The sequence below is a fragment of the Clostridium luticellarii genome (genome assembly GCF_002995845.1).
GTDB classification, from domain to species: Bacteria; Bacillota; Clostridia; order Clostridiales; family Clostridiaceae; genus Clostridium_B; species Clostridium_B luticellarii.
The window spans coordinates 99,594-119,236 of the sequence record NZ_PVXP01000003.1; the positions used below are offsets into that span (position 1 = coordinate 99,594).

The 19,643-nt window shown below is 36.4% G+C and carries 22 protein-coding genes, 1 pseudogene and 1 riboswitch; of the genes and pseudogenes, 13 read left to right on the plus strand and 10 right to left on the minus strand.

Annotated features, from left to right (window positions below):
* Positions 1 to 21 precede the first annotated feature (21 nt).
* The 3 genes from CLLU_RS02165 to CLLU_RS02175 form a co-directional block, all read right to left on the minus strand.
* Positions 22 to 363: a hypothetical protein gene (locus CLLU_RS02165; RefSeq protein WP_242977454.1), complete on the minus strand. Its 342-nt coding sequence runs from the start codon at positions 361 to 363 to the stop codon at positions 22 to 24.
* Positions 364 to 496: 133 nt separating this feature from the next.
* The gene (locus CLLU_RS02170) at positions 497 to 832 is read right to left on the minus strand and encodes a single-stranded DNA-binding protein (RefSeq protein ID WP_242977455.1); all 336 of its coding nucleotides are present in this window, start codon (positions 830 to 832) and stop codon (positions 497 to 499) included.
* 113 nt (positions 833 to 945) lie between these two features.
* Positions 946 to 1,317, minus strand: a complete 372-nt coding sequence (locus tag CLLU_RS02175; protein WP_106007933.1) for a VOC family protein — start codon at positions 1,315 to 1,317, stop codon at positions 946 to 948.
* Between the two features lie 132 nt (positions 1,318 to 1,449).
* Between CLLU_RS02175 and CLLU_RS02180 the strand changes: the two genes are divergently transcribed.
* Together CLLU_RS02180 and CLLU_RS02185 are read left to right on the plus strand one after the other, a co-directional pair.
* Complete coding sequence (locus CLLU_RS02180; RefSeq protein WP_106007934.1) at positions 1,450 to 2,187, plus strand: MBL fold metallo-hydrolase; 738 nt, start codon at positions 1,450 to 1,452, stop codon at positions 2,185 to 2,187.
* Between the two features lie 15 nt (positions 2,188 to 2,202).
* On the plus strand, positions 2,203 to 2,928 hold the full coding sequence (locus CLLU_RS02185) for an adenosylcobinamide amidohydrolase (RefSeq protein WP_106007935.1): 726 nt from the start codon (positions 2,203 to 2,205) through the stop codon (positions 2,926 to 2,928).
* A gap of 43 nt (positions 2,929 to 2,971) precedes the next feature.
* Here the strand turns inward: CLLU_RS02185 and dut are convergent, their stop codons facing one another.
* Complete coding sequence (dut, locus tag CLLU_RS02190; RefSeq protein ID WP_106007936.1) at positions 2,972 to 3,403, minus strand: dUTP diphosphatase; 432 nt, start codon at positions 3,401 to 3,403, stop codon at positions 2,972 to 2,974.
* 148 nt (positions 3,404 to 3,551) lie between these two features.
* Here dut and greA point away from each other — a divergent pair, with 148 nt between their 5' ends.
* Positions 3,552 to 4,013 (plus strand): transcription elongation factor GreA, encoded by a 462-nt coding sequence (gene greA / locus CLLU_RS02195; RefSeq protein ID WP_106007937.1) that lies wholly within the window; start codon positions 3,552 to 3,554, stop codon positions 4,011 to 4,013.
* Positions 4,014 to 4,068: 55 nt separating this feature from the next.
* Here greA and CLLU_RS02200 read toward each other — a convergent pair whose 3' ends face one another.
* Positions 4,069 to 5,448, minus strand: coding sequence for a D-serine ammonia-lyase (locus CLLU_RS02200; protein WP_106007938.1), 1,380 nt, complete (start codon positions 5,446 to 5,448; stop codon positions 4,069 to 4,071).
* Positions 5,449 to 5,589: 141 nt separating this feature from the next.
* Between CLLU_RS02200 and CLLU_RS02205 the strand changes: the two genes are divergently transcribed.
* Entirely contained in the window at positions 5,590 to 6,279 is a 690-nt protein-coding gene (locus CLLU_RS02205; RefSeq protein WP_106007939.1) for a response regulator transcription factor, read from the plus strand.
* Positions 6,280 to 6,499: 220 nt separating this feature from the next.
* Here CLLU_RS02205 and CLLU_RS02210 read toward each other — a convergent pair whose 3' ends face one another.
* From CLLU_RS02210 to CLLU_RS02215, 3 genes are all read right to left on the minus strand, one after another.
* A complete protein-coding gene (locus CLLU_RS02210) occupies positions 6,500 to 6,901 on the minus strand; it encodes a hypothetical protein (protein ID WP_106007940.1) in 402 nt (133 codons plus the stop codon).
* A gap of 160 nt (positions 6,902 to 7,061) precedes the next feature.
* Complete coding sequence (locus CLLU_RS19275; protein ID WP_273346348.1) at positions 7,062 to 7,196, minus strand: hypothetical protein; 135 nt, start codon at positions 7,194 to 7,196, stop codon at positions 7,062 to 7,064.
* Positions 7,186 to 7,401 (minus strand): hypothetical protein, encoded by a 216-nt coding sequence (locus CLLU_RS02215; RefSeq protein WP_106007941.1) that lies wholly within the window; start codon positions 7,399 to 7,401, stop codon positions 7,186 to 7,188. The genes CLLU_RS19275 and CLLU_RS02215 overlap by 11 nt, the downstream gene beginning before the upstream one ends.
* A gap of 207 nt (positions 7,402 to 7,608) precedes the next feature.
* Here CLLU_RS02215 and CLLU_RS02225 point away from each other — a divergent pair.
* A pseudogene (locus tag CLLU_RS02225) lies at positions 7,609 to 9,656 on the plus strand (thioredoxin domain-containing protein).
* Positions 9,657 to 9,725: 69 nt separating this feature from the next.
* Here the strand turns inward: CLLU_RS02225 and CLLU_RS02230 are convergent.
* Complete coding sequence (locus CLLU_RS02230) at positions 9,726 to 10,298, minus strand: DUF3867 domain-containing protein (protein ID WP_106007944.1); 573 nt, start codon at positions 10,296 to 10,298, stop codon at positions 9,726 to 9,728.
* 243 nt (positions 10,299 to 10,541) lie between these two features.
* On the opposite strand from CLLU_RS02230, the gene CLLU_RS02235 reads away from it, so the two are divergent.
* From CLLU_RS02235 to CLLU_RS02250, 4 genes are all read left to right on the plus strand, one after another.
* Positions 10,542 to 11,813, plus strand: a complete 1,272-nt coding sequence (locus tag CLLU_RS02235) for a DNA recombination protein RmuC (protein WP_242977456.1) — start codon at positions 10,542 to 10,544, stop codon at positions 11,811 to 11,813.
* 100 nt (positions 11,814 to 11,913) lie between these two features.
* A complete protein-coding gene (locus CLLU_RS02240) occupies positions 11,914 to 12,372 on the plus strand; it encodes a DUF441 domain-containing protein (protein WP_106007946.1) in 459 nt (152 codons plus the stop codon).
* Positions 12,373 to 12,427: 55 nt separating this feature from the next.
* Complete coding sequence (budA, locus tag CLLU_RS02245) at positions 12,428 to 13,144, plus strand: acetolactate decarboxylase (RefSeq protein ID WP_106007947.1); 717 nt, start codon at positions 12,428 to 12,430, stop codon at positions 13,142 to 13,144.
* 65 nt (positions 13,145 to 13,209) lie between these two features.
* A riboswitch (SAM riboswitch) is annotated at positions 13,210 to 13,314 on the plus strand.
* Positions 13,315 to 13,404: 90 nt separating this feature from the next.
* The gene (locus tag CLLU_RS02250) at positions 13,405 to 14,577 is read left to right on the plus strand and encodes a trans-sulfuration enzyme family protein (protein ID WP_106007948.1); all 1,173 of its coding nucleotides are present in this window, start codon (positions 13,405 to 13,407) and stop codon (positions 14,575 to 14,577) included.
* A gap of 45 nt (positions 14,578 to 14,622) precedes the next feature.
* Here the strand turns inward: CLLU_RS02250 and CLLU_RS02255 are convergent, their stop codons facing one another.
* Positions 14,623 to 15,348 (minus strand): DUF434 domain-containing protein, encoded by a 726-nt coding sequence (locus tag CLLU_RS02255; protein ID WP_106007949.1) that lies wholly within the window; start codon positions 15,346 to 15,348, stop codon positions 14,623 to 14,625.
* 424 nt (positions 15,349 to 15,772) lie between these two features.
* Here CLLU_RS02255 and CLLU_RS02260 point away from each other — a divergent pair, with 424 nt between their 5' ends.
* From CLLU_RS02260 to CLLU_RS02275, 4 genes are read left to right on the plus strand one after another with little or no spacing between them, the layout of a single operon-like run.
* Positions 15,773 to 16,693: an ABC transporter permease gene (locus CLLU_RS02260; RefSeq protein WP_106007950.1), complete on the plus strand. Its 921-nt coding sequence runs from the start codon at positions 15,773 to 15,775 to the stop codon at positions 16,691 to 16,693.
* Between the two features lie 14 nt (positions 16,694 to 16,707).
* On the plus strand, positions 16,708 to 17,622 hold the full coding sequence (locus CLLU_RS02265; RefSeq protein ID WP_106007951.1) for an ABC transporter permease: 915 nt from the start codon (positions 16,708 to 16,710) through the stop codon (positions 17,620 to 17,622).
* A gap of 15 nt (positions 17,623 to 17,637) precedes the next feature.
* Positions 17,638 to 18,657, plus strand: a complete 1,020-nt coding sequence (locus CLLU_RS02270; RefSeq protein WP_106007952.1) for an ABC transporter ATP-binding protein — start codon at positions 17,638 to 17,640, stop codon at positions 18,655 to 18,657.
* On the plus strand, positions 18,647 to 19,630 hold the full coding sequence (locus CLLU_RS02275) for an ABC transporter ATP-binding protein (RefSeq protein ID WP_106007953.1): 984 nt from the start codon (positions 18,647 to 18,649) through the stop codon (positions 19,628 to 19,630). The genes CLLU_RS02270 and CLLU_RS02275 overlap by 11 nt, the downstream gene beginning before the upstream one ends.
* Positions 19,631 to 19,643 lie beyond the last annotated feature (13 nt).

Below are 19,643 nucleotides of genomic sequence, written 5' to 3' on the forward strand. Positions count from 1 at the left end.
TAATATCCACTTATTTATGTATTATATAGTTCTGTCATAAGGTTCTATTTTTACATACATATTAAATAATTCAAGTGCCTTCTCTTCACTTATCTGTCCGCTGTCCAGATTACGGTATAATATATATAGGGTGGCATTCAGACCTGGATCCGCACTTTTGGTTTCCCTCATCTTTTCAAGTATCTTTTCCTTGAGAGAGATATTTCCCCTATCCAGTTCTTCCTTTAATAAATTCAGCATTTTATCTGCTTCTTTTTTTATGGACTTTTCCACGGAAGTCATTTTTATATCTTTTAATCCTGAAATCAACATATCTATGCATTTTCTATCAATAAGTATTTTTTCTGATTTTTCACTTTCCACAAAACTCCCCACCTTTCCTCAAGTTATAATTTTACCAAATCATTTTCATTCTATCAACCAGAGCCCAATATATAATATCAAAGGTGAAACTCATTCAAGTTTCACCCCATTTACAGACACAATTAATTTAAAGTTAAGCCAGATCTTTCTCTTTATATTCCAAAAATTGAATTTTGTCCGCTTCCACTATGGTGGAAAATTTTTTGACTCCATCTTTCACATAACTTTTAGTGCTTACTTTTCCATTTACACCCAATAATCTGCCTTTTTTCAAATATGGACATAAATTATCCCCTCTGTTGGTCCAATAGGAAACTAAAATAAAATCTGCTTCCCTCTCACCACTGCTGTTTAAAAAATCTTTATTAACAGCCAGAATAAACTTGATCACACCTCTAACATTGTTTTCCATTTTAATAATCTCTGCATCTTTAGTCAATCTTCCAATAAGAGTAACACTGTTCAACACCTTTACCTCCCTGTTGTTTTTTCCTGTAATTATGCCCCAGGGAGAGAGTCTTATTCAATATAATCTTCCTTTTAAATAAATTTTCGTATAAATATCTTGAAAATTTATAAATTTTAAGATTCAAGAGGTAAAATTTCTGTCCAATAACCATCAGGATCAGCTATAAAGTAAAGACCCATCTTTTTATTTTCATAACATATACATCCCATTTTTTTATGATGTTCATATGCAGCTTTAAAATCATCCGTTCTGACAGCCATGTGGATTTCATTATCTCCTAAATTATAGGGTTCTTTTCTGTCTTTCAGCCAGGTAAGTTCTATTTTATAATCTTTTACTCCATCTCCCATGAAAACCAGCGTAAAACTTTTATCATCTGCTTCTTTTCTTCTGATCTCCTTAAATTCAAGAGCCTCTTTATAAAATTCTATGCTTTTATCCAGATTAAGTACATTTATGTTGTTATGATCAAATGTAAATTTCATAATTCATCAACCTCTCATATAATGATGATACAATTATATCCTATATTACCACATATGTTAACTAAATAATAAAATTTACTTTTTATTATGTTATAATAAAAGCAATTGAATATGTAAGGTAGGTGAAGTATATTGAAAAACTATAATATTAAAATTCATTATCTCTATCACAGCGGCTTTGCCGTAGAAACCTCTTCACATTTTTTGATATTTGACTATTACAGGGATTCTTTTGATTCCTGTCCTCAAACCTTGGAAAATGGCCTTATATCACAAGATCTCTTAAAAAATAAAAAAGATGTGCTGGTATTCTGTTCTCATAAGCATCCAGATCATTTCAATCCTATAATACTAAAATGGCAAAGAGCAAATCCTGGTATAAGATACATACTGAGCAGTGACATAAAAATAAAAAATCCTCCTGAAAATTATCACAAGCTGTCCACTTACGAATGTTTAAATTTGGGCAATGTATTTGTTAAAGCTTATGGTTCCACAGATATAGGAATTTCATTTTTGGTAAAATTAGATGGAGTCACTATTTTTCATGCGGGAGATCTAAACCTATGGTACTGGAAAGAAGACTCCAAAAGCGAACAAAAAGCTGCGGAAAATAATTTCAAGATGGAAATAAGTAAAATAAAGGGAGAAGATATAGATTTTGCATTTTTTCCTGTAGATCCAAGACTGGAAGAATACTACTGCTCGGGAGGAGAATATTTTATAAATGAAATTCATCCTGCATTTTTCATACCCATGCATTTCTGGGATAACAGTTATATAACCAAAAATTTTGCAGAGCTCATGAAACATTCTCTTTCAAAATGCCTCGTTATAGATCACAGAGGCCAGACATTTGATTTTACGTAGGGGGGATAGCAAGAAGTGCCACAACTCAATGAGAATTTAGATTTTAACAACGCCAGATTAGAAGTAACTGACAACCATGTCCACATTAATTTTTCAGAACCAGTGGAAATATTGAGCTCTGCCATATTAAACGGAGGTTTTACCAGAGCCAGCAATATAGTCAATGTGAAAGTTGGTCAAAACAAAAATAAAGACAGCAATAAAATATTTCCACCTCCTGAAGTCACCCTTCAGCAGTACATAAAATCAAAAAAATGGGAGGGTAGTTCCGTTGGAATAATGACTGCAGCCAATATGAAATCCTTTAGAACAAGCCGCGAGGTTCAAGGCAGTGTAATAGTCCAGAGCTTCATCACCCTGGGAGTATCCAATGCACGACGTGCAGGAGATACTGCGGACTGGAAAAGTTTTAATTCCCATAGTCCAAAACCCGGCACCATAAATATTATTTTAGGAACAAACGCCAGGTTATCAAAAGCTGCCATGGTAGAGGCCATTATGATAATTTCAGAAGCAAAGACCTGTGTAATGCAGGACTTCAATATACTTAGCTCTGTAAGCGGAAAAACCGCTACCGGAACGGGTACAGACTCCTGCGTGGTTTTTACCGGCACAGGAGAAAACATAGATTACTGCGGAAAACATGTCTTGATGGGAGAAATGGTGGCAAAGGCAGTACTAAAGGCTTTAAAAGATTCCTTATCCGAAATAGTCTCCTGGGGCGGAACCCAGTGGATTTAGGATGCAAAGTTCAGATATTTAATATCTGAACTTTGTACTTTTCTCATTTAAGTCCAGTTGATCCGAAACCCATCCATCCTCTTTCCGTATCATCTAATTTATCTGTTTCTTCTACACACACCTGCTCCACCGGTTTTATTACCATTTGAGCAATTTTCATGCCTTTTTCCACCAGAAATGTCTTCTCTCCAAAATTTATCATAAGCACTTTTATCTCTCCCCGATAGCCTTCATCTACCGTGCCCGGCGAATTCAAAAGGGTAATGCCATATTTTAAGGCAAGTCCACTTCTGGGCCTTACCTGGGCTTCCGTGTTTTTCGGAAGTTGAATTTTTATTCCTGTGGATACAAGTTTTCTCTCCATGGGTCTTATGGGAACTTCCTCTACTGAAAACAAGTCAAGACCAGCATCACCGCTGTGGGCGTAAAATGGTATTTTTGCATCAGTATTTATTTTTTTTACCAGTAGTTTCATAGATCATACCTCATTTTTCTTTATTTAGTTAAAATCCTAATAATAAAATACCATCAAAACCTATAAAACACAAATACAATTTTGAAGCATATATGGAAATATTTCAGCGGCAATGTTATTATCTATATATAAGAAGGTGGTCATAAATATGTACAATTATCTTACCAAAGAGGCCATAGATAAGCTTAAAGAAGAAATTGAACACAGGAAAGTAGTTGTACGGCGTAAAATAAATGAGGATTTGAAGGAAGCCCGGGCTCAGGGAGATCTGAGTGAAAACTTTGAATATAAAGCTGCCAAAAGAGACAGAGCACATAACGAAAGCAGAATAAGATATCTGGAAAAAATGATAAGAACCGCCAAAATAATAAAAGACACCATTTCAGAGGATCAGGTTGGAATAGGAAAAACTGTATACCTTAAATTTCCCAAAGAAAAAGAAAGTGAAGCCTTCAACATAGTAACTACCATAGAGGCAGATCCGATGAACAATAAAATAAGCATAGAATCCCCTCTCGGATCCGCAATATACAAACATACGTCAGGTGACCGTGTTGCGGTAAAATCACCTGAAGGACAATATTATGTTGAAATTGAAGGCGTAGAATAAAGTGGCAGTTTCTGGATGTCAATTATATTTTGTCCATCCAGAAACTCATTTAAAATCAGCTGAAGAAAGCTTTTTTATTTGAAATATCCTCTGCTCTTTCATAATAGGATTTCATTATATCTTTTGGAACCATACTTCCGCCTGTTGCCCAGGAAATATGGCAGGCATCGTTCAGCTTATTCTTCAAATTATTATCCTCTATATATTTTTTCCCTGATTCATTCCCAAACAACTGGACCGGCCCTGAAATTCCCGCCAGCGCCGAAGGTTCCAATGAGATATCTTCCAGATCCACCATGGATTTTAAAAGCATATACAGTGTTTCATCCTCTACCGTATAACAGCCGCTTATCAGATTTTCCATCGTCTTTCCCACAAATTTTGAAGCCCTTGCCACTGCAAGTCCATCTGCTTCAGTGATTCCGTCAATTCCAAAATCCTGAACACATATTTTATCATGAAGCCCTGTCATGAGTCCGAGAAGCATGCAGGGTGAATGAGTTGGTTCTGCAAAAAAACAATGTACATTATCCTTGAAAACCAATTTTAATCCAAAGGCAACCCCTCCCGGCCCTCCTCCTACTCCGCAGGGAAGATAAACAAAAAGCGGATGATCTTCATCAACCTGAACATGAATTTTCTCCAGCTGATTTTTCAGCCTGCAGGCTGCCACTGAATACCCTAAAAACAAATCTCTGGAATTTTCATCATCTACAAAATACATGTTAGGATCCAGCAGTGATTGTTTTCTGGCCTCCACTATAGCCCTGCTGTAATCCTCTTTATACTCAATTACTGTAACTCCTCTGCTTCTCAGAAGATCTTTCTTCCACTGTCTTGCATCAGCCGACATATGCACATATACTTTAAATCCAAGCTTTGCACTAATTATGCCAATACTCAGGCCCAAATTCCCGGTGGATGCCACTGCAATAGAGTATTGTGAAAAAAATTTCCTAAATTCATGGCTGTCAAAAGCGGAATAATCATCTGTTTCCTTTAACATATTATTTTGTGTGGCAAGATTCTCTGCATACTTTAAGACTTCGTAAATACCCCCTCTTGCCTTAATTGATCCCGAAACAGCAAGCGCATTGTCACATTTTAAAAGCATCCTGCCCGGAACCTTCTCATGAAACATCTTTTCAATATTATTTTGCATATCAGATATTTTAACAACAGGTGATTCAATAATTCCCTTTTCTTTTTGAGTTTCCGGAAAAACTTTCGATATATAGGGAGCAAATCTTTTGAGTCTCTTTTCTGCATCTTTTACATCTTCTTCTTTAAGTGAAATTTTTTTTATGGCATCTTCAAATTTTTCACCTCTAGAATTTACCCAAAACAATTGCTCCATGGAAGTAATCCTGTTCAATAGCGGAAACTGTTTTTTCCATTCTTCTGTGGATTTCCCCTGAATTATTTTATTTCCCATGCCCAGTCCTTCTTTCTTCAATAATATATTAAGTTGATTATAGTACAAATACTACTCTATTTCATCCTCAAAAATATGTTATGATAGATAGAGAGATTCATGAAATCAGAAATATAAATGAAATATACAAGGAAGGTTGTTATGAAAAAAATTTTAATAATTGAAGATGATTTGAGCATAGCAGAACTCCAAAGAGACTATCTCGAACTGGAAGGGTTTGAGGTAACACTGTGTGCAGATGGGGTAAAAGGCCTGAATACCTTAAACAATGCTGAATTTGATCTGGTCATTTTAGATTTAATGCTGCCTAAAATGGATGGATACAGTATTCTGCGCAGCATACAGGACAAAAAAGACATTCCCGTACTGTTAGTCTCTGCTAAAAAAGAAGAAATTGATAAAATAAAAGGGTTCACTCTCGGCGCTGACGATTATATCACAAAACCTTTTAGTCCCAGCGAGTTGGTGGCCAGGGTCAAATCTCATATTCAAAACTATGAAAGGATAAAAAATAAATTCAATTCCAGATATCCCAGAATAGTCATAAGGGGTCTTGAAATACTGCGAGATTCAAGGCAGGTACTGGTAAACGGAACCGAGGTATTCCTGGCACAGAAAGAATTTGATCTTCTGCTTTATATGGCTCAAAATCCCAACAGGGTGTTCAGCAGAGAGGAATTATTTGAAAATATATGGGGGCTGGATGCCATGGGTGATAATGCCACTATCACAGTACACATAAGAAGAATAAGAGAGAAAATAGAGTTTGATCCTTCCCACCCCCAATACATAGAAACAGTCTGGGGAGCAGGATACAGACTCAGGAGCTGATTGTCCAATTCACATTTGACAATTCATAATATGCAATTGTAAGTGGACAAGCTACATCGGGTACTTCCGTTATGTCCCACAATTTTGGAGGTTTTCGGCAGATGTCAAAAGCCTCCAATTATATGCTGTAAAATCTGTCTTTTTCATGCTTTATTTTTTACATCACAATAAACAGTGATTAATCACTACTATCAATATCCAAAATCTCCATATCCACTTTTTAACCTTGTGACCTCTTTTTATATCTATTCCTTAATGATTGCACGTCATAACTATTTTGTTCCGTTACTCCTTTGACCTCTTCATAATCTGCCTTTAGTTCGTCCGCTGTTTTCTTCAAGTCCTTTACATCACCAGACACCGTTTTTAATGCTGTTTTAATTAGTGTGCTATCATCTTTTATATTGTCCTCCAGCTTTTTAAAATGTCTGTCAGTTTGTTCTGCTTGTGCCTGCTGTCCTTCTATTACTGTATTCATATTCTTTTTTAATTCTTCAAGGAGTATAGAGTGTTTGTTTTGTCCTGTTTGCAGTTCATTTAATTTTGCTGAGTGTTCGTCTAACTTGTCATTTATCGGCTGTAATAGCTCCTTTATAATTTCAATATCCTGCTTATCTAACATTTTTCGGACCTCCTATATATTAATTATTATAACTGGTTATATTTGTATATGTCAATTTGTTTTTAACTGCTGAGTTCCTTGACTGTAAAATCCTTTTTATCTGTGTTTAGTTCAGCAATATATTTATTATTCATATATTCCACAAGCACCAGATTATATTCTACCAGTAATCCCATATATAGAATGTGTATAAGCTGTCCTCCGCTACTGATATGTGCTTAAACTGCCTATTATACACAAATTTACTGAACTCTATAGGATCAACCGCTATTATAACATGATTTTCAAAGTCCATTTTTTACACCTTCCAACTCTATAAAATTACTATTAACATTTATATCTAAAATAGTAAATATTGTATTACCTATTTTAAGTTTGAAACCACTACTTATAACAAGGCTATTTACTATAAATACATATGGATAACAGTAATTATTGCACTTGCTGGTATTGAAGTTTTTGCACTTTCTATGCAGTACACATTTTTCTTTCATAGTCATTTATACAACCTCTTTCTCACTAGAAATGTAGAAAGAGTTAAAAAGTCAGCCCTCTTTCTTTGTTATTATATTTTTATGGAGTGAAAATGCATTATCCGGTTATACTATATTTATCAAGTGATTCTAAATTTGATATTTAATATTTATTCTTTGAACTTTATAGTAAAATTGCAGCGTTCGGATAAATATTTTAAAGGAGGTGGTCTTATGAACCTAACAAGTACGCCCAATAGATTAATTAGCGAGAAAAGTCCCTATCTATTACAACACGCCTACAATCCTGTGGATTGGTTTCCCTGGGGACAGGAAGCATTTGATAAGGCGAAATCAGAAGATAAACCAATCTTTTTATCTATTGGGTATAGCTGAATTGGTTCATGAAAAACACATGTCACTGGTGCCACGTTATGGCCCATGAAAGTTTCGAAGATTCAGATGTGGCCAAAATACTAAACGATAATTTTGTCTCAATAAAAGTGGATAGAGAAGAAAGACCCGACGTAGACAGCGTCTATATGAAAATATGCCAATCCATCACAGGTAGTGGCGGATGGCCTCTTACGGTTATCATGACCCCGGAGCAAAAGCCTTTTTTTGCAGGAACCTATTTCCCAAAAGATGATATAGGTGAAGCTTTAGGACTGACAAGTATTTTAAAACGTATTTCCACAACATGGGATTTAAACAGAGCCCAACTTTTGCAGGCAAGTAGCTCCTTAATGGATTCAATAGCCGAATCCAACAAGGCTCCCTTAAAGGGCATTGAGAAAGACATACTTGAAAAAGCCTTTTCTGAGTTCAAACGTAATTTTGACCAGGTATATGGAGGATTCGGCGCTGCTCCGAAATTTCCAACACCTCATAATCTGCTTTTTCTATTAAGATATTTTTACATTACCAGGGAAAATTCTGCCCTTGAAATGGTAAAAAAAACACTGGACTGCATGCAAAAAGGAGGTATATATGATCATATAGGCTTTGGATTCAGCCGTTATTCCACAGACAGAAAATGGCTTATACCCCATTTCGAAAAAATGCTCTATGACAATGCACTGCTTGCCATAGCATATGTAGAGACCTTTCAGGTCACCGGAAATAAAAAGTACTCGGAAACTGCAGAGAATATGCTAACTTACATTCTAAGGGATATGACTTCAAAAGAAGGAGGTTTTTATTCTGCAGAAGATGCAGATTCTGAAGGAGAAGAAGGTAAATTTTATACCTGGACCACAGAAGAAATAAAAGAAATTCTGGGAGAAGAAAATGGAAATAAGTTCTGCAATTATTTCAACATATCACCTTCCGGTAATTTCAACGGCAAAAATATACCCAATTTAATAGGATCCTCCATTTTAACTGAAGATATGAATTTCATAAAAAGCAGCAGGAAAAAGCTGTTTAAAGCAAGAGAAACCAGGGTACATCCCCATAAGGACGACAAGATATTGACTTCCTGGAACGGTCTTATGATTGCAGCCATGTCAATAGCCGGAAGAGTTTTAAACAATAAGAAATATACAATGGCAGCAAAAAGTGCAGCTGATTTCATCTTTAAGAATTTGATAGGTGAAAAAGGGAGGCTTCTGGCAAGTTACCGCGATGGAAGTTCTTCCCTTCCAGGTTATTTGGACGATTATGCCTTTCTGATATGGGGACTAATAGAATTATACGAATCAACCTACAATGTAGAGTATCTGGAAAAAGCCCTGGATTTAAATGAAGATCTGTTTGAATTTTTCTGGGATGAAAAGGAGGGAGGTTTTTTTCTGTACGGGAAAGACAGCCAGCAGCTGATTATGCGTCCAAAGGAAATATACGACGGTGCCATTCCCTCCGGCAATTCTGCAGCAGTACTTAATATGCTCAGATTGTCACATTTAACCACCAGTTATGAATTCAAGGGTAAAATTCAGCAGTTGTTTGAAAATTTTTCTGATGAAATAAACGGATTTCCCATGGCATACTCCTTTTTACTGTGTGGACTGCTGTTTTCCAAATATCCCACGAGACAGATCATAATATCTGCAGGAGATAACAGCGAAGATACAAAAAAAGCAGTGGCCCTTGTGAATAAAAAATATAACCCATTTTCAATTTCTCTTTTATATTCCCACTTAAATGAGGATTTAGTAAAATTTCTTCCCTCCATCAGCAGCTATATTGCCATCAGGGGAAAAACAACTGTATACATCTGTGAAAACTTCACCTGTCAAAAGCCCATCACAGATATGAACCTTCTGCAGACTCTGCTGTAGATACTTAAAAAACAAAAGAATAAAAAACCCTGCATGAAAAAATATATGTGCAGGGCTGTTGTCTTGCAATCAATACTCAAAAGTCCCGACATTTTCACACAGGGATATTTGAAGCTTTTTATCTTTTACCACCTTTTTATAAGAACATAAAAATTCATTTAACTCAGAATCCTGTAAATTTATCTCTTTCTGACTTTTTAAAATAACCTTGTCATCGCTTATAAATGCAGTCAGATCATTCAAGGAATTTTTTATATCATAGGTGGTCATGATGGAACTGCCTATACCGTCCTTGTATTTTTCCTGAAAGCTCAATTTTTTTCTCAAGGTTTCATAATCAGAATTTTTCTCCACGTGGGGAATTTCAATACCCATGCTCTTCATCTGATTTTCTACATCTTCCATATTAAATCCGTATCTTTTCATAAGTTCTTTCTGGATGTTAAACAGCTTTTCCTGGGATATATTGTTTTTGGTCATATATTCCTGAATATCTCTATAAAAGTCACCCATGGAAAGCTTACCCTGGGACATATCGTAGGAAAGCTGGTATACATAATCTTCAAATTTCTCCACATCTTTTTCTCTGGCCTTGTTTTTAATATCATTAAAATTTACAATTCTATCATCTTTATCACTCATAAAAATCCTCTCTTTCATATAAAGTGATTCTTTTAATATTTAATATCTGCACTGCAAATAAATTATGAATCCTGCATTGTACATTGAAAGCAAGTGACAGCTTTCGGATAAATTAAAAATCATCTATATATTAATTTTATCAAAATTCGCAATATAATACTATATAAATATTAAAACCTGTTTATTTAACAATAAAACAATATTATAATGAATATAATAAGTTTTGACAATTGGAGTGATCTTATGGAAAAAGCTATTATAATTCTTATGGTACTAAATGTAGTTTTAACCTCTATACTCATACTGAAGGGAAATACAGACAAAAATTCAAAAGATATCTCAAATTTATACAAATCTATAAGGGACATTTTTACAGATATGGATTCTACAATAAAGGATGAATTCTCAAGAAACAGACAGGAAAACAGTTCTTCAAGAACTCAAAGCAATATTGAGCTCTCCAATAATCTGAAAAATATTTCCGATATACAGAGAAATCAGCTGGACAGCTTTTCCAAGCAGCTTTTATCCCTTACAAATTCCAACGAAGAAAAACTCAACAAGATGAGAGAAACAATTGAAACAAGAATTTTAGCACTTCAAAATGGAAATGACAAAAAACTTGAGGAGATCAGAAATCTGGTGGATGAAAAACTCAATGAATCCCTGGACAAAAAACTCACAACTTCTTTTTCCTCCATAAGCCAGAGATTGGAGATACTCTATAAACAACTTGGTGAAATAGGAAGCCTGGCAAATGGTGTAAATGATCTAAAAAGGGCACTTACAAATATAAAAGTGAGGGGAACATTTGGAGAAATTCAGTTGAATTCCATATTGGAGGACATTCTTACAAGGGAACAGTATGAAACAAATGTAGCAACTAAAAAAGGAAGTAATGAAAGAGTTGAGTTTGCCATTAAAATCCCCTCAAAGGATGAAAAAAATCAATTTATATATCTGCCCATAGATTCAAAATTCCCTCAGGAGGACTATCAGAAACTGCTGTCTGCAGAAGAAAAGGGAGACAAGCTTTTGGTAGATCAGTCAAAAAAGGCTTTAATTGCCAGAATAAAATCAGAGGCTCAGGATGTAAGCAAAAAGTACCTTGATCCTCCAAATACGACTGACTTTGGGATCATATTTCTTCCCACTGAAAGTCTCTATTCAGAGGTAGTAAAGGAAGCGGGGCTTATGGAACAGCTGCAAAAAAAATTCAAAATTATAGTAACCGGTCCATCTACAATAGCGGCTTTTCTAAACAGTCTCCAGATGGGCTTCAGAACTCTGGCAATCGAAAGGCGTTCCAGTGAAGTCTGGGAACTTCTTGGTGCTGTTAAAACCCAGTTTTCAAAATTTGGTGATATTCTTGAAAAAACTCAGAAAAAACTTCAAGAAGCCAGCAATACCATAGAAACAGCTTCAAGAAAATCAAGAACTATAGAAAGAAAATTAAGATCAGTGGAAGAGTTACCTTTAGATAAGAGCAGCAGTATACTAGAGGCAAAGGAATAATTTGATATTTCTCCTATATTTTATTTTCATAATATAATTTTACCTGAACAGCTCATAATATAATTTTTCGGATCATATACTAATTCAGGAGATGATCATATTGGAATCAACTGTTATATTAATTATAATATTGGCAGCTGCAGTTATAGGCAGAGCAAACTCTGTTGCCACAGCTGTCTGCATACTTTTACTTTTGAAACTTTTAAATGTGGATAAGTACATATTTCCCTCTTTAGAGAAAAACGGAGTTTTCTGGGGAATTGTGATACTGGTTGCCTCCATTCTAATTCCAATAGCAAACGGAAATGTAAAATATACAAATATCATAGGCATATTTACCTCATGGATCGGATTATTTGCTCTGCTGGCCTCACTTTTTACAACTTATTTAAGTGGTCTTGGAATGCAGTATTTGACTGTACAGGGACACAGCGAAGTCATGCCTGCCCTGATACTTGGAGCAGTAATTGCAGCTGCATTTTTAGGAGGAGTTCCAGTAGGTCCACTTATAACTTCAGGAATAATTGCATTCGGATTAAAACTTTTCCACAAAATTTAAACACATATGCTAGTTAACTTTCTTATTATGATATAATTATCCCGAGGTGAATGCAATGGATGAATCAAAAATTCCAAACCACATATATCAAATGTCAACAATAAATGCTTTAGTGTCAGGACTTTACGATGGATGCATCTCATTAAATAAGCTTCTTCAAAAAGGAAATTTCGGAATAGGCACCTTCAAAGGGCTAGACGGTGAATTGACTTTGCTAAATGGCAGCTTTTACCGCACAAGACCTGATGGAAGTGTTTACAAATGCACAAAAAATGAATTTGTTCCTTTTGCTGTGGTAACCGAATTTGAGGAATACCGTACTTACAGCATCAGAGATTGCAATTGCTATGCCAATATAAAAAAATACCTTGACAATTTAATCGAGAGTAAAAATGTATTTTATGCTTTTTATTTTAACGGTGTATTCAGCCACATGAAGACCAAAACCGTAGTAAAACAGAATTTACCCTACAGGCCCATGCTGAATGCCATTAGAGATCAACATGTTTTTGAATATGATGAGGTCGAAGGACACCTGATGGGATTTAGATGCCCTTCTTTTGTAGAAGGTCTCAACGTTCCAGGATATCATTTTCATTTTATAAGCAAAGATAAAAAATTGGGCGGACATGTAAGTGAATTCTCCATTAAAAATGCAGATGTTCGTATTCAAAAGTGTTCCTGCTTTAGAATGGAACTTCCCGATAATGAGAATTTCTACAACATGAAAGTCACAAACAGAAATAATGAAATAAAACAAGTTGAGAAATAAAGGGGACTGACCCCATTGACAAAATTTTTATTTAGGTATATTATAGAAAAAATCAAATAATTTAAATCTTATCAAGAGCGGTGGAGGGATTTGGCCCTATGATGCCCGACAACCAACATTTCATTTAATGTATGGTGTTAATTCCAACAGATTATTCTGAAAGATAAGAAAAATTTTCAAGTTGTAACTTTAAAGCTGTTTTTCTTATGAAAAACAGCTTTTTATTTTATACTATATACAATTCACGAGGAGGAAAATATATGAGCAAAGAAACTAGTTTCATAACAAAATGCATTCACGTGGGAAATGGTATTGACAAAGAAACCAGGGCCATAAGGCGGCCAATAACCATGGCAAACTGTTACAGGCTCCCCGAAGATGCATCTTCAATCAACTGGAGTGATCCAAACCAGATATTATATACCAGAAATACCTCTGCAAATCAACTTTATCTTCAGCAAAGACTTGCTTCACTGGAAGGTGCAGAAGACTGTGTGGTCCTTGCAAGTGGTGTTGCTGCACTGGCAGGTGTATTTTTTACTTTCCTTGACAAAAATTCACATGTAATCTGTTCAAATGTATCATATATAGCAGTTTACAGACTGTTAAACGAATATCTTCCTGAAAAATACAATATAGAGACATCCCTTGTAGATACCTCAAACCTGGAAGAAATAAAAAAGGCCATACGCCCCAATACCAGGCTCATTCATGTTGAGACTCCAGGAAACCCCACTACGAGGATAAGCGACATTGAAGAAATTGCAAAAATTGCAAAATCCGCAGGAGCTCTACTTAGTGTTGACAGCACATTTGCTTCCCCATACCTGCAGCGCCCTCTTGAACTGGGAGCAGATCTTGTTATACACAGTTTGACAAAATATATAAATGGACATGGTGATGCCATGGGTGGAGCAGTGCTGGGCAAAAAAGATCTCATAGACAAAATTAAAGCCCAGGCCATGGTGAATCTGGGGGGAACTATAAGTCCTTTTAATGCATGGCTTATAATGAGAGGTGTTGTGACACTTCCCCTGCGTATGGAGCAGCACAGCCATACCGCTCTCAAAGTTGCCCAATATCTGGAATCAAATTCTTCAGTTAAGTTCGTGGCATATCCGGGTCTTGAAAGCCATCCGCAGCATGAAATTGCCAAAAAACAGATGAAGCTCTACTCAGGAATTATAGCTTTTGCACTTAAAGCAGATGCGGAAACTCATAATAAATTTATAAATTCACTTGAGCTCATCGTCCCTGCGGTTTCCCTGGGACATGACGAGAGCCTGATTGTATACACTGGAGCAAGTGATGAAAGGATCAATTTTTATCCAGAAAATTTCAGAGATGGATACATAAGATTCAGTGTAGGACTTGAAAGTGCGGAAGACATCATTGAAGACTTAAAACAGGCCTTGCAAAAATGCGGACTATAAAACAGGGACTGACCCCCTTCCATAAAATAGAAGGGGGTCAGTCCCCTATTTACCACTTAAATCCACTATATGCGTATCCGGAATACAGTTCTCTACAATAATCCTGGCGAAATTGCACCAGCTTAGACACTGATCAAGTATTATGGAATCGCTGGTCACTACATATTCTTTGCCATATAAAAAAGAATCCACTGAATCCATGAGCTCTACCTTCACACGGGTATTCCAGCCTGCAGAACTCTCCAATATGAATTTTTTCAATCTTCCAGAATTTGAAACGCCTTTGTCCAAAAAAAATTCAGCCCCGGCGGCCTCCGTGATGTAAAGTTCTTTTCCTACCGCATTTACGGCGAGACGAGTTTTATCGATAATCCTATATGTACCTCTAAGCCCTGCCAGATCCCTGAATGTACCATCACTGCACAGTATTATAGGTGCTCCTGAAAAGGCTGCCTCCAACGTAATGATCAAATTAAATCCATCTATATACAAAATGCTGTTCTTCAATGCATTTCCACAAATGCACTTTGATATTCTAGCCTCTGATTTTTCATCCGATGCTGTAGAACGCCTGAGAGCATCTCTCTGCCTGGAAGAAAACTGGTAATGGTTTCCAACCATCTTCAGAACAGAATTTACATTGTAATCTCTATTGAGAAGCCATTTTATCTCATGTTGGGCCTTCTGAAGCTTTACAACAGCTTCTCCTGAAAACCACCTGTCATCTTCAGCATCAATTCCCCTATTAACCGTCTTTAATTTCCCACACATATCATATCTCCCACAACAAATAATAATAAAGCAATTCATCAACATCTATTTTACCCCATTTATAAAGGTTATACTATGCAATTTCAATTTTAAACCTTTATTCACAAAATTTCTGCAGATAGATTTTACGTTTCCCACTGGATTTTATATCAAATACTCTATTTAAACTGCATTAAATTTTTTAGAGGAACATGGAGTTGGTCTTTATTCAAGTATTGACATATTATCAATTTAATGATATTATTGAGAAAAATATAGAAATTGCAAGTTGGGCTTTATTTTCCTGCATAGTATAAAATTTATTCACTATTTTAAGACAAACCGGGGTGAATTATCGCTGCCTATGATGGAAATGCGTTCGTATAATGCTGCAGATGCAGACATGAAGCAGTTACAATAGAATGTATAATTGGGGGAATATAAAATGTCAAAATATATTTTGAAAAGGTTATTTTACAGTATTATAACAATTTGGATAGTAATATCAATAACCTTTTTGCTTATGCACTTGATTCCAGGTGGTCCCTTCGACGACGAAAAGAAGCTTCCGCCCCAGATCAAAGCTAAGCTGGAAGAAAAATTTGGATTAGACAAGCCGCTCGGCACACAGTATACCACATATCTAGGTGATATAATACATGGCGATCTGGGGCCATCCATGAGATACGAAGGCAAAACCGTAAATGAAGTAGTATTTAATTCATTTCCCGTATCTGCAAAAATAGGGTTATTATCTATAGCTTTTGCACTGATATTCGGCTTGTTCATGGGAATAATTGCTGCACTCCACCAGGGAAAATGGCCCGACAGCGCGGCAATGCTCATATCAACTATAGGAGTCACCATTCCCAACTTCGTAATGGCCACCTTTTTCATTTATTTTTTTGCGGTCAAATTAGGCTGGTTTCCTGCAGTGGGACTGGACAGTCCTTCAAGCTATGTACTTCCCTCTGTAGCTCTTGGTGCATATTCCATGTCATTTATAGCCAGGCTGTCTAGATCCAGCTTGCTGGAAGTAATACGCCAGGACTACATAAAGGTAGAAAAAGCAAAGGGTCTCTCTCAAAACGTAATAATATATAAACACGCTTTGAAAAACTCTCTCATACCCATAGTTACATATATAGGTCCATTATTTGCCGGAATACTCACCGGAAGCTTTGTAATCGAAACCTTGTTTGGAATACCCGGTCTGGGAAGAGATTTTGTCCAAAGCATATATAACAGGGACTACACTACCATATTGGGTATTACCATATTTTACAGTTCATTCTTGGTGCTCTGCAATTTAATTGTGGATATACTGTACGTTATTATCGATCCAAGAATAAAACTTGAGGCTTAAGGGAGGGATAAGAGATGGAACTACCAAAGGATGCCTTTGAAAAAGTATTTAAAAAGGAAAAGCAGTCAGAGGAGCTGGTAAGGCCTACCATATCCTACTGGCAGGATGTATGGAGAAGATTAAAACTCAACAAATTGGCTGTAGCCGGTTTATTCTTTGTAATATTCATCACTTTGCTGGCTATAATAGGTCCGATATTTTCAAAATATAATTATTACAGTCAAAATTTGAATATGGCAAACCTACCGCCCAGCGTCGGGCACTGGTTTGGAACAGATAAATTTGGAAGAGATATATTTATAAGAATATTGTATGGAGCAAGAATTTCTCTTACCGTAGGTTATGTTGCAAGTTTGCTGGACATACTAATTGGAATAGTATATGGAGGTATAGCAGGTTATTTCGGGGGAATGGTGGATAATATAATGATGAGAATAGTGGATATTCTATATTCTATTCCCATGACCATATATGTAATACTTTTCATGGTGGTATTCGGTGCCGGGCTCAAGAGCATAATAATAGCTCTGGCGGTTGCATTCTGGCTAACCATGGCAAGGATAGTAAGAGGAGAAATAATGTCACTAAAACAGCAGGAATTCGTCCTTGCCGCAAAAACTCTCGGGGCATCATCTGTAAGAATAATCCTCAAGCACCTGATTCCAAACTGTTTGGGACCCATAATAGTGACACTGACTCTCTCTATCCCCGATGCTATATTCACAGAATCATTCTTAAGTTTTATAGGCCTGGGTGTATCAGCTCCAATGGCATCCTGGGGTACTTTAGCTTCCGATGCCCTAGACAGCTTTCAGCTGTATCCCCTTCAATTATTTTTCCCATCTATAGCCATATGTTTAACTATGCTTGCATTTAATTTATTAGGCGACGGACTCAGAGATTCTCTGGATCCTAAAATGAAAAAATAACAGGAGGACGTTTAAATGGATAGATTACTTGAAGTAAATAATATGCATACATCTTTCCAGACTTATCTGGGCGAGGTAAAGGCAGTGAGGGGTGTATACTTTCATCTTGAGAAAGGTGAAGCTCTGGGGATAGTCGGAGAATCTGGAAGTGGAAAAAGTATAACCATGATGTCAATTATGAAGCTTCTCCCGGAAAACGGCAAAACAACAGCGGATAGTATAAAATTTTTAGACAAAGATCTGCTGAAACTGAATAATAAAAAAATGGAGGGTATAAGGGGAAATGATATCGGAATGATCTTTCAAGACCCTATGACCTCTCTGGATCCAGTTTTCAAAATAGGTCATCAACTGGCGGAACCACTTATAAAGCATAAACATATGAACAAAGAAGATGCCAGGAAAAAAGTAATTGAAATGCTGAAACTGGTTAAAATACCCAGCGCAGATAAAAGAATAAACCAATATCCACATGAATTCTCAGGCGGCATGAGACAAAGGGCAATGATAGCCATGGCATTAATCTGCAATCCAAAACTTCTAATTGCGGACGAGCCCACTACAGCCCTTGATGTGACAATACAGGCACAAATACTTGAACTTATGAAAGATCTAAAAACAAAATTAGGTATGTCCATAATTTTAATAACACACGATCTAGGTGTCGTAGCAAATCTATGCAGCAGAATAAACGTGATGTACGGCGGAATGATTATAGAAAGCGGGAGTACAAGAGACATATTTTACAATTCAAAACATCCATATACCTGGGGACTTTTGAAAAGTATACCAAATCCAATGGAAGACATAAAGCAGAGACTCAAGCCGATAGACGGAACTCCTCCGGATCTGTTAAAACCTCCAGCAGGATGTCCTTTCGCCCCAAGATGCGAGTATACCATGAAAATATGTCTCAGCAAATTGCCCGGGGCATTTAAAATAGATGAGAATCATTTTTCTCTTTGCTGGCTCAATCACCTAAATGCACCTAAAACAGACAAAATAAGCGGAGGCGTTATAAAAAATGAAATATGACAGACCACTTGTTGAAATAAAAAAACTTAAAAAGTATTTTCCTGCAAAAAAATCATTTTTTGGTAAAGTAACCAGCAATGTAAAAGCAGTGGACAATATGTCCTTTACCATAAACAAAGGAGAAACTCTGGGATTAGTTGGGGAATCAGGCTGCGGCAAGACAACTATCGGAAGAACCATAATCAAGTTATACGAGCCAACAGATGGACAGATAATATACGATGGTACGGATATATCAAGGTTTTCCAGCAGCAAAATGCTGCCCTACAGAAGAAAAATGCAGATGATATTCCAGGATCCTTATGCATCTCTTGATTCAAGAATGACAGTAGGTGACATAATAGGAGAGTCTATAGATATTCACAACCTGATGAAGGGAAAAGAAAGACAGGAAAGAATTCAATATCTCTTAAACAAGGTGGGTTTAAATGAAGACCACACAAACAGGTATCCTCATGAATTTTCAGGTGGACAAAGGCAGAGGATTGGTATAGCGAGAGCTCTTGCCGTTGAACCTGAATTCATAGTGTGTGATGAGCCCATATCAGCTCTGGATGTATCAATTCAGGCACAGGTAATAAATATGCTGGAAGATCTTCAGGATGATTTAGGGCTTACATATTTGTTCATAGCCCACGATCTATCCATGGTAAAGCATATATCCACCAAAATCGGGGTGATGTATCTAGGGAAAATGCTGGAAATGGCAGAAAGTAATGAACTGTACCAAAACTCTCTTCATCCCTACACCAGAGCACTGCTGTCGGCAATACCGGTACCGAATCCTGATATGGCAGCTAAAAACAAGAGAATAATGCTGGAAGGTGAAACTCCTTCTCCAATAGATCCTCCGCCAGGCTGCAGATTCAAAGACAGATGCAGATACTCCATGAAAAGGTGCTCTGAAAAGGATCCTGAATTAAAGGACATGGGCAGCGGACACTATGCGGCCTGCTATTTATACGATAAGTAAACCAAAATAAGAT

Excerpts from the sequence above, each read along its gene's own strand:
- CLLU_RS02270 (WP_106007952.1), top strand. The coding sequence starts at position 17,638 with ATGGATAGATTACTTGAAGTAAATAATATGCATACATCTTTCCAGACT.
- CLLU_RS02275 (WP_106007953.1), top strand. The coding sequence starts at position 18,647 with ATGAAATATGACAGACCACTTGTTGAAATAAAAAAACTTAAAAAGTAT.
- CLLU_RS02175 (WP_106007933.1), bottom strand. The coding sequence starts at position 1,317 with ATGAAATTTACATTTGATCATAACAACATAAATGTACTTAATCTGGAT.
- CLLU_RS02215 (WP_106007941.1), bottom strand. The coding sequence starts at position 7,401 with ATGACTATGAAAGAAAAATGTGTACTGCATAGAAAGTGCAAAAACTTC.
- CLLU_RS02260 (WP_106007950.1), top strand. The coding sequence starts at position 15,773 with ATGTCAAAATATATTTTGAAAAGGTTATTTTACAGTATTATAACAATT.
- budA (WP_106007947.1), top strand. The coding sequence starts at position 12,428 with ATGGATGAATCAAAAATTCCAAACCACATATATCAAATGTCAACAATA.
- CLLU_RS02235 (WP_242977456.1), top strand. The coding sequence starts at position 10,542 with ATGGAAAAAGCTATTATAATTCTTATGGTACTAAATGTAGTTTTAACC.
- CLLU_RS02265 (WP_106007951.1), top strand. The coding sequence starts at position 16,708 with ATGGAACTACCAAAGGATGCCTTTGAAAAAGTATTTAAAAAGGAAAAG.
- CLLU_RS02205 (WP_106007939.1), top strand. The coding sequence starts at position 5,590 with ATGAAAAAAATTTTAATAATTGAAGATGATTTGAGCATAGCAGAACTC.
- greA (WP_106007937.1), top strand. The coding sequence starts at position 3,552 with ATGTACAATTATCTTACCAAAGAGGCCATAGATAAGCTTAAAGAAGAA.
- CLLU_RS02210 (WP_106007940.1), bottom strand. The coding sequence starts at position 6,901 with ATGTTAGATAAGCAGGATATTGAAATTATAAAGGAGCTATTACAGCCG.
- CLLU_RS02200 (WP_106007938.1), bottom strand. The coding sequence starts at position 5,448 with ATGGGAAATAAAATAATTCAGGGGAAATCCACAGAAGAATGGAAAAAA.
- CLLU_RS02255 (WP_106007949.1), bottom strand. The coding sequence starts at position 15,348 with ATGTGTGGGAAATTAAAGACGGTTAATAGGGGAATTGATGCTGAAGAT.
- dut (WP_106007936.1), bottom strand. The coding sequence starts at position 3,403 with ATGAAACTACTGGTAAAAAAAATAAATACTGATGCAAAAATACCATTT.
- CLLU_RS19275 (WP_273346348.1), bottom strand. The coding sequence starts at position 7,196 with ATGGACTTTGAAAATCATGTTATAATAGCGGTTGATCCTATAGAGTTC.
- CLLU_RS02230 (WP_106007944.1), bottom strand. The coding sequence starts at position 10,298 with ATGAGTGATAAAGATGATAGAATTGTAAATTTTAATGATATTAAAAAC.
- CLLU_RS02250 (WP_106007948.1), top strand. The coding sequence starts at position 13,405 with ATGAGCAAAGAAACTAGTTTCATAACAAAATGCATTCACGTGGGAAAT.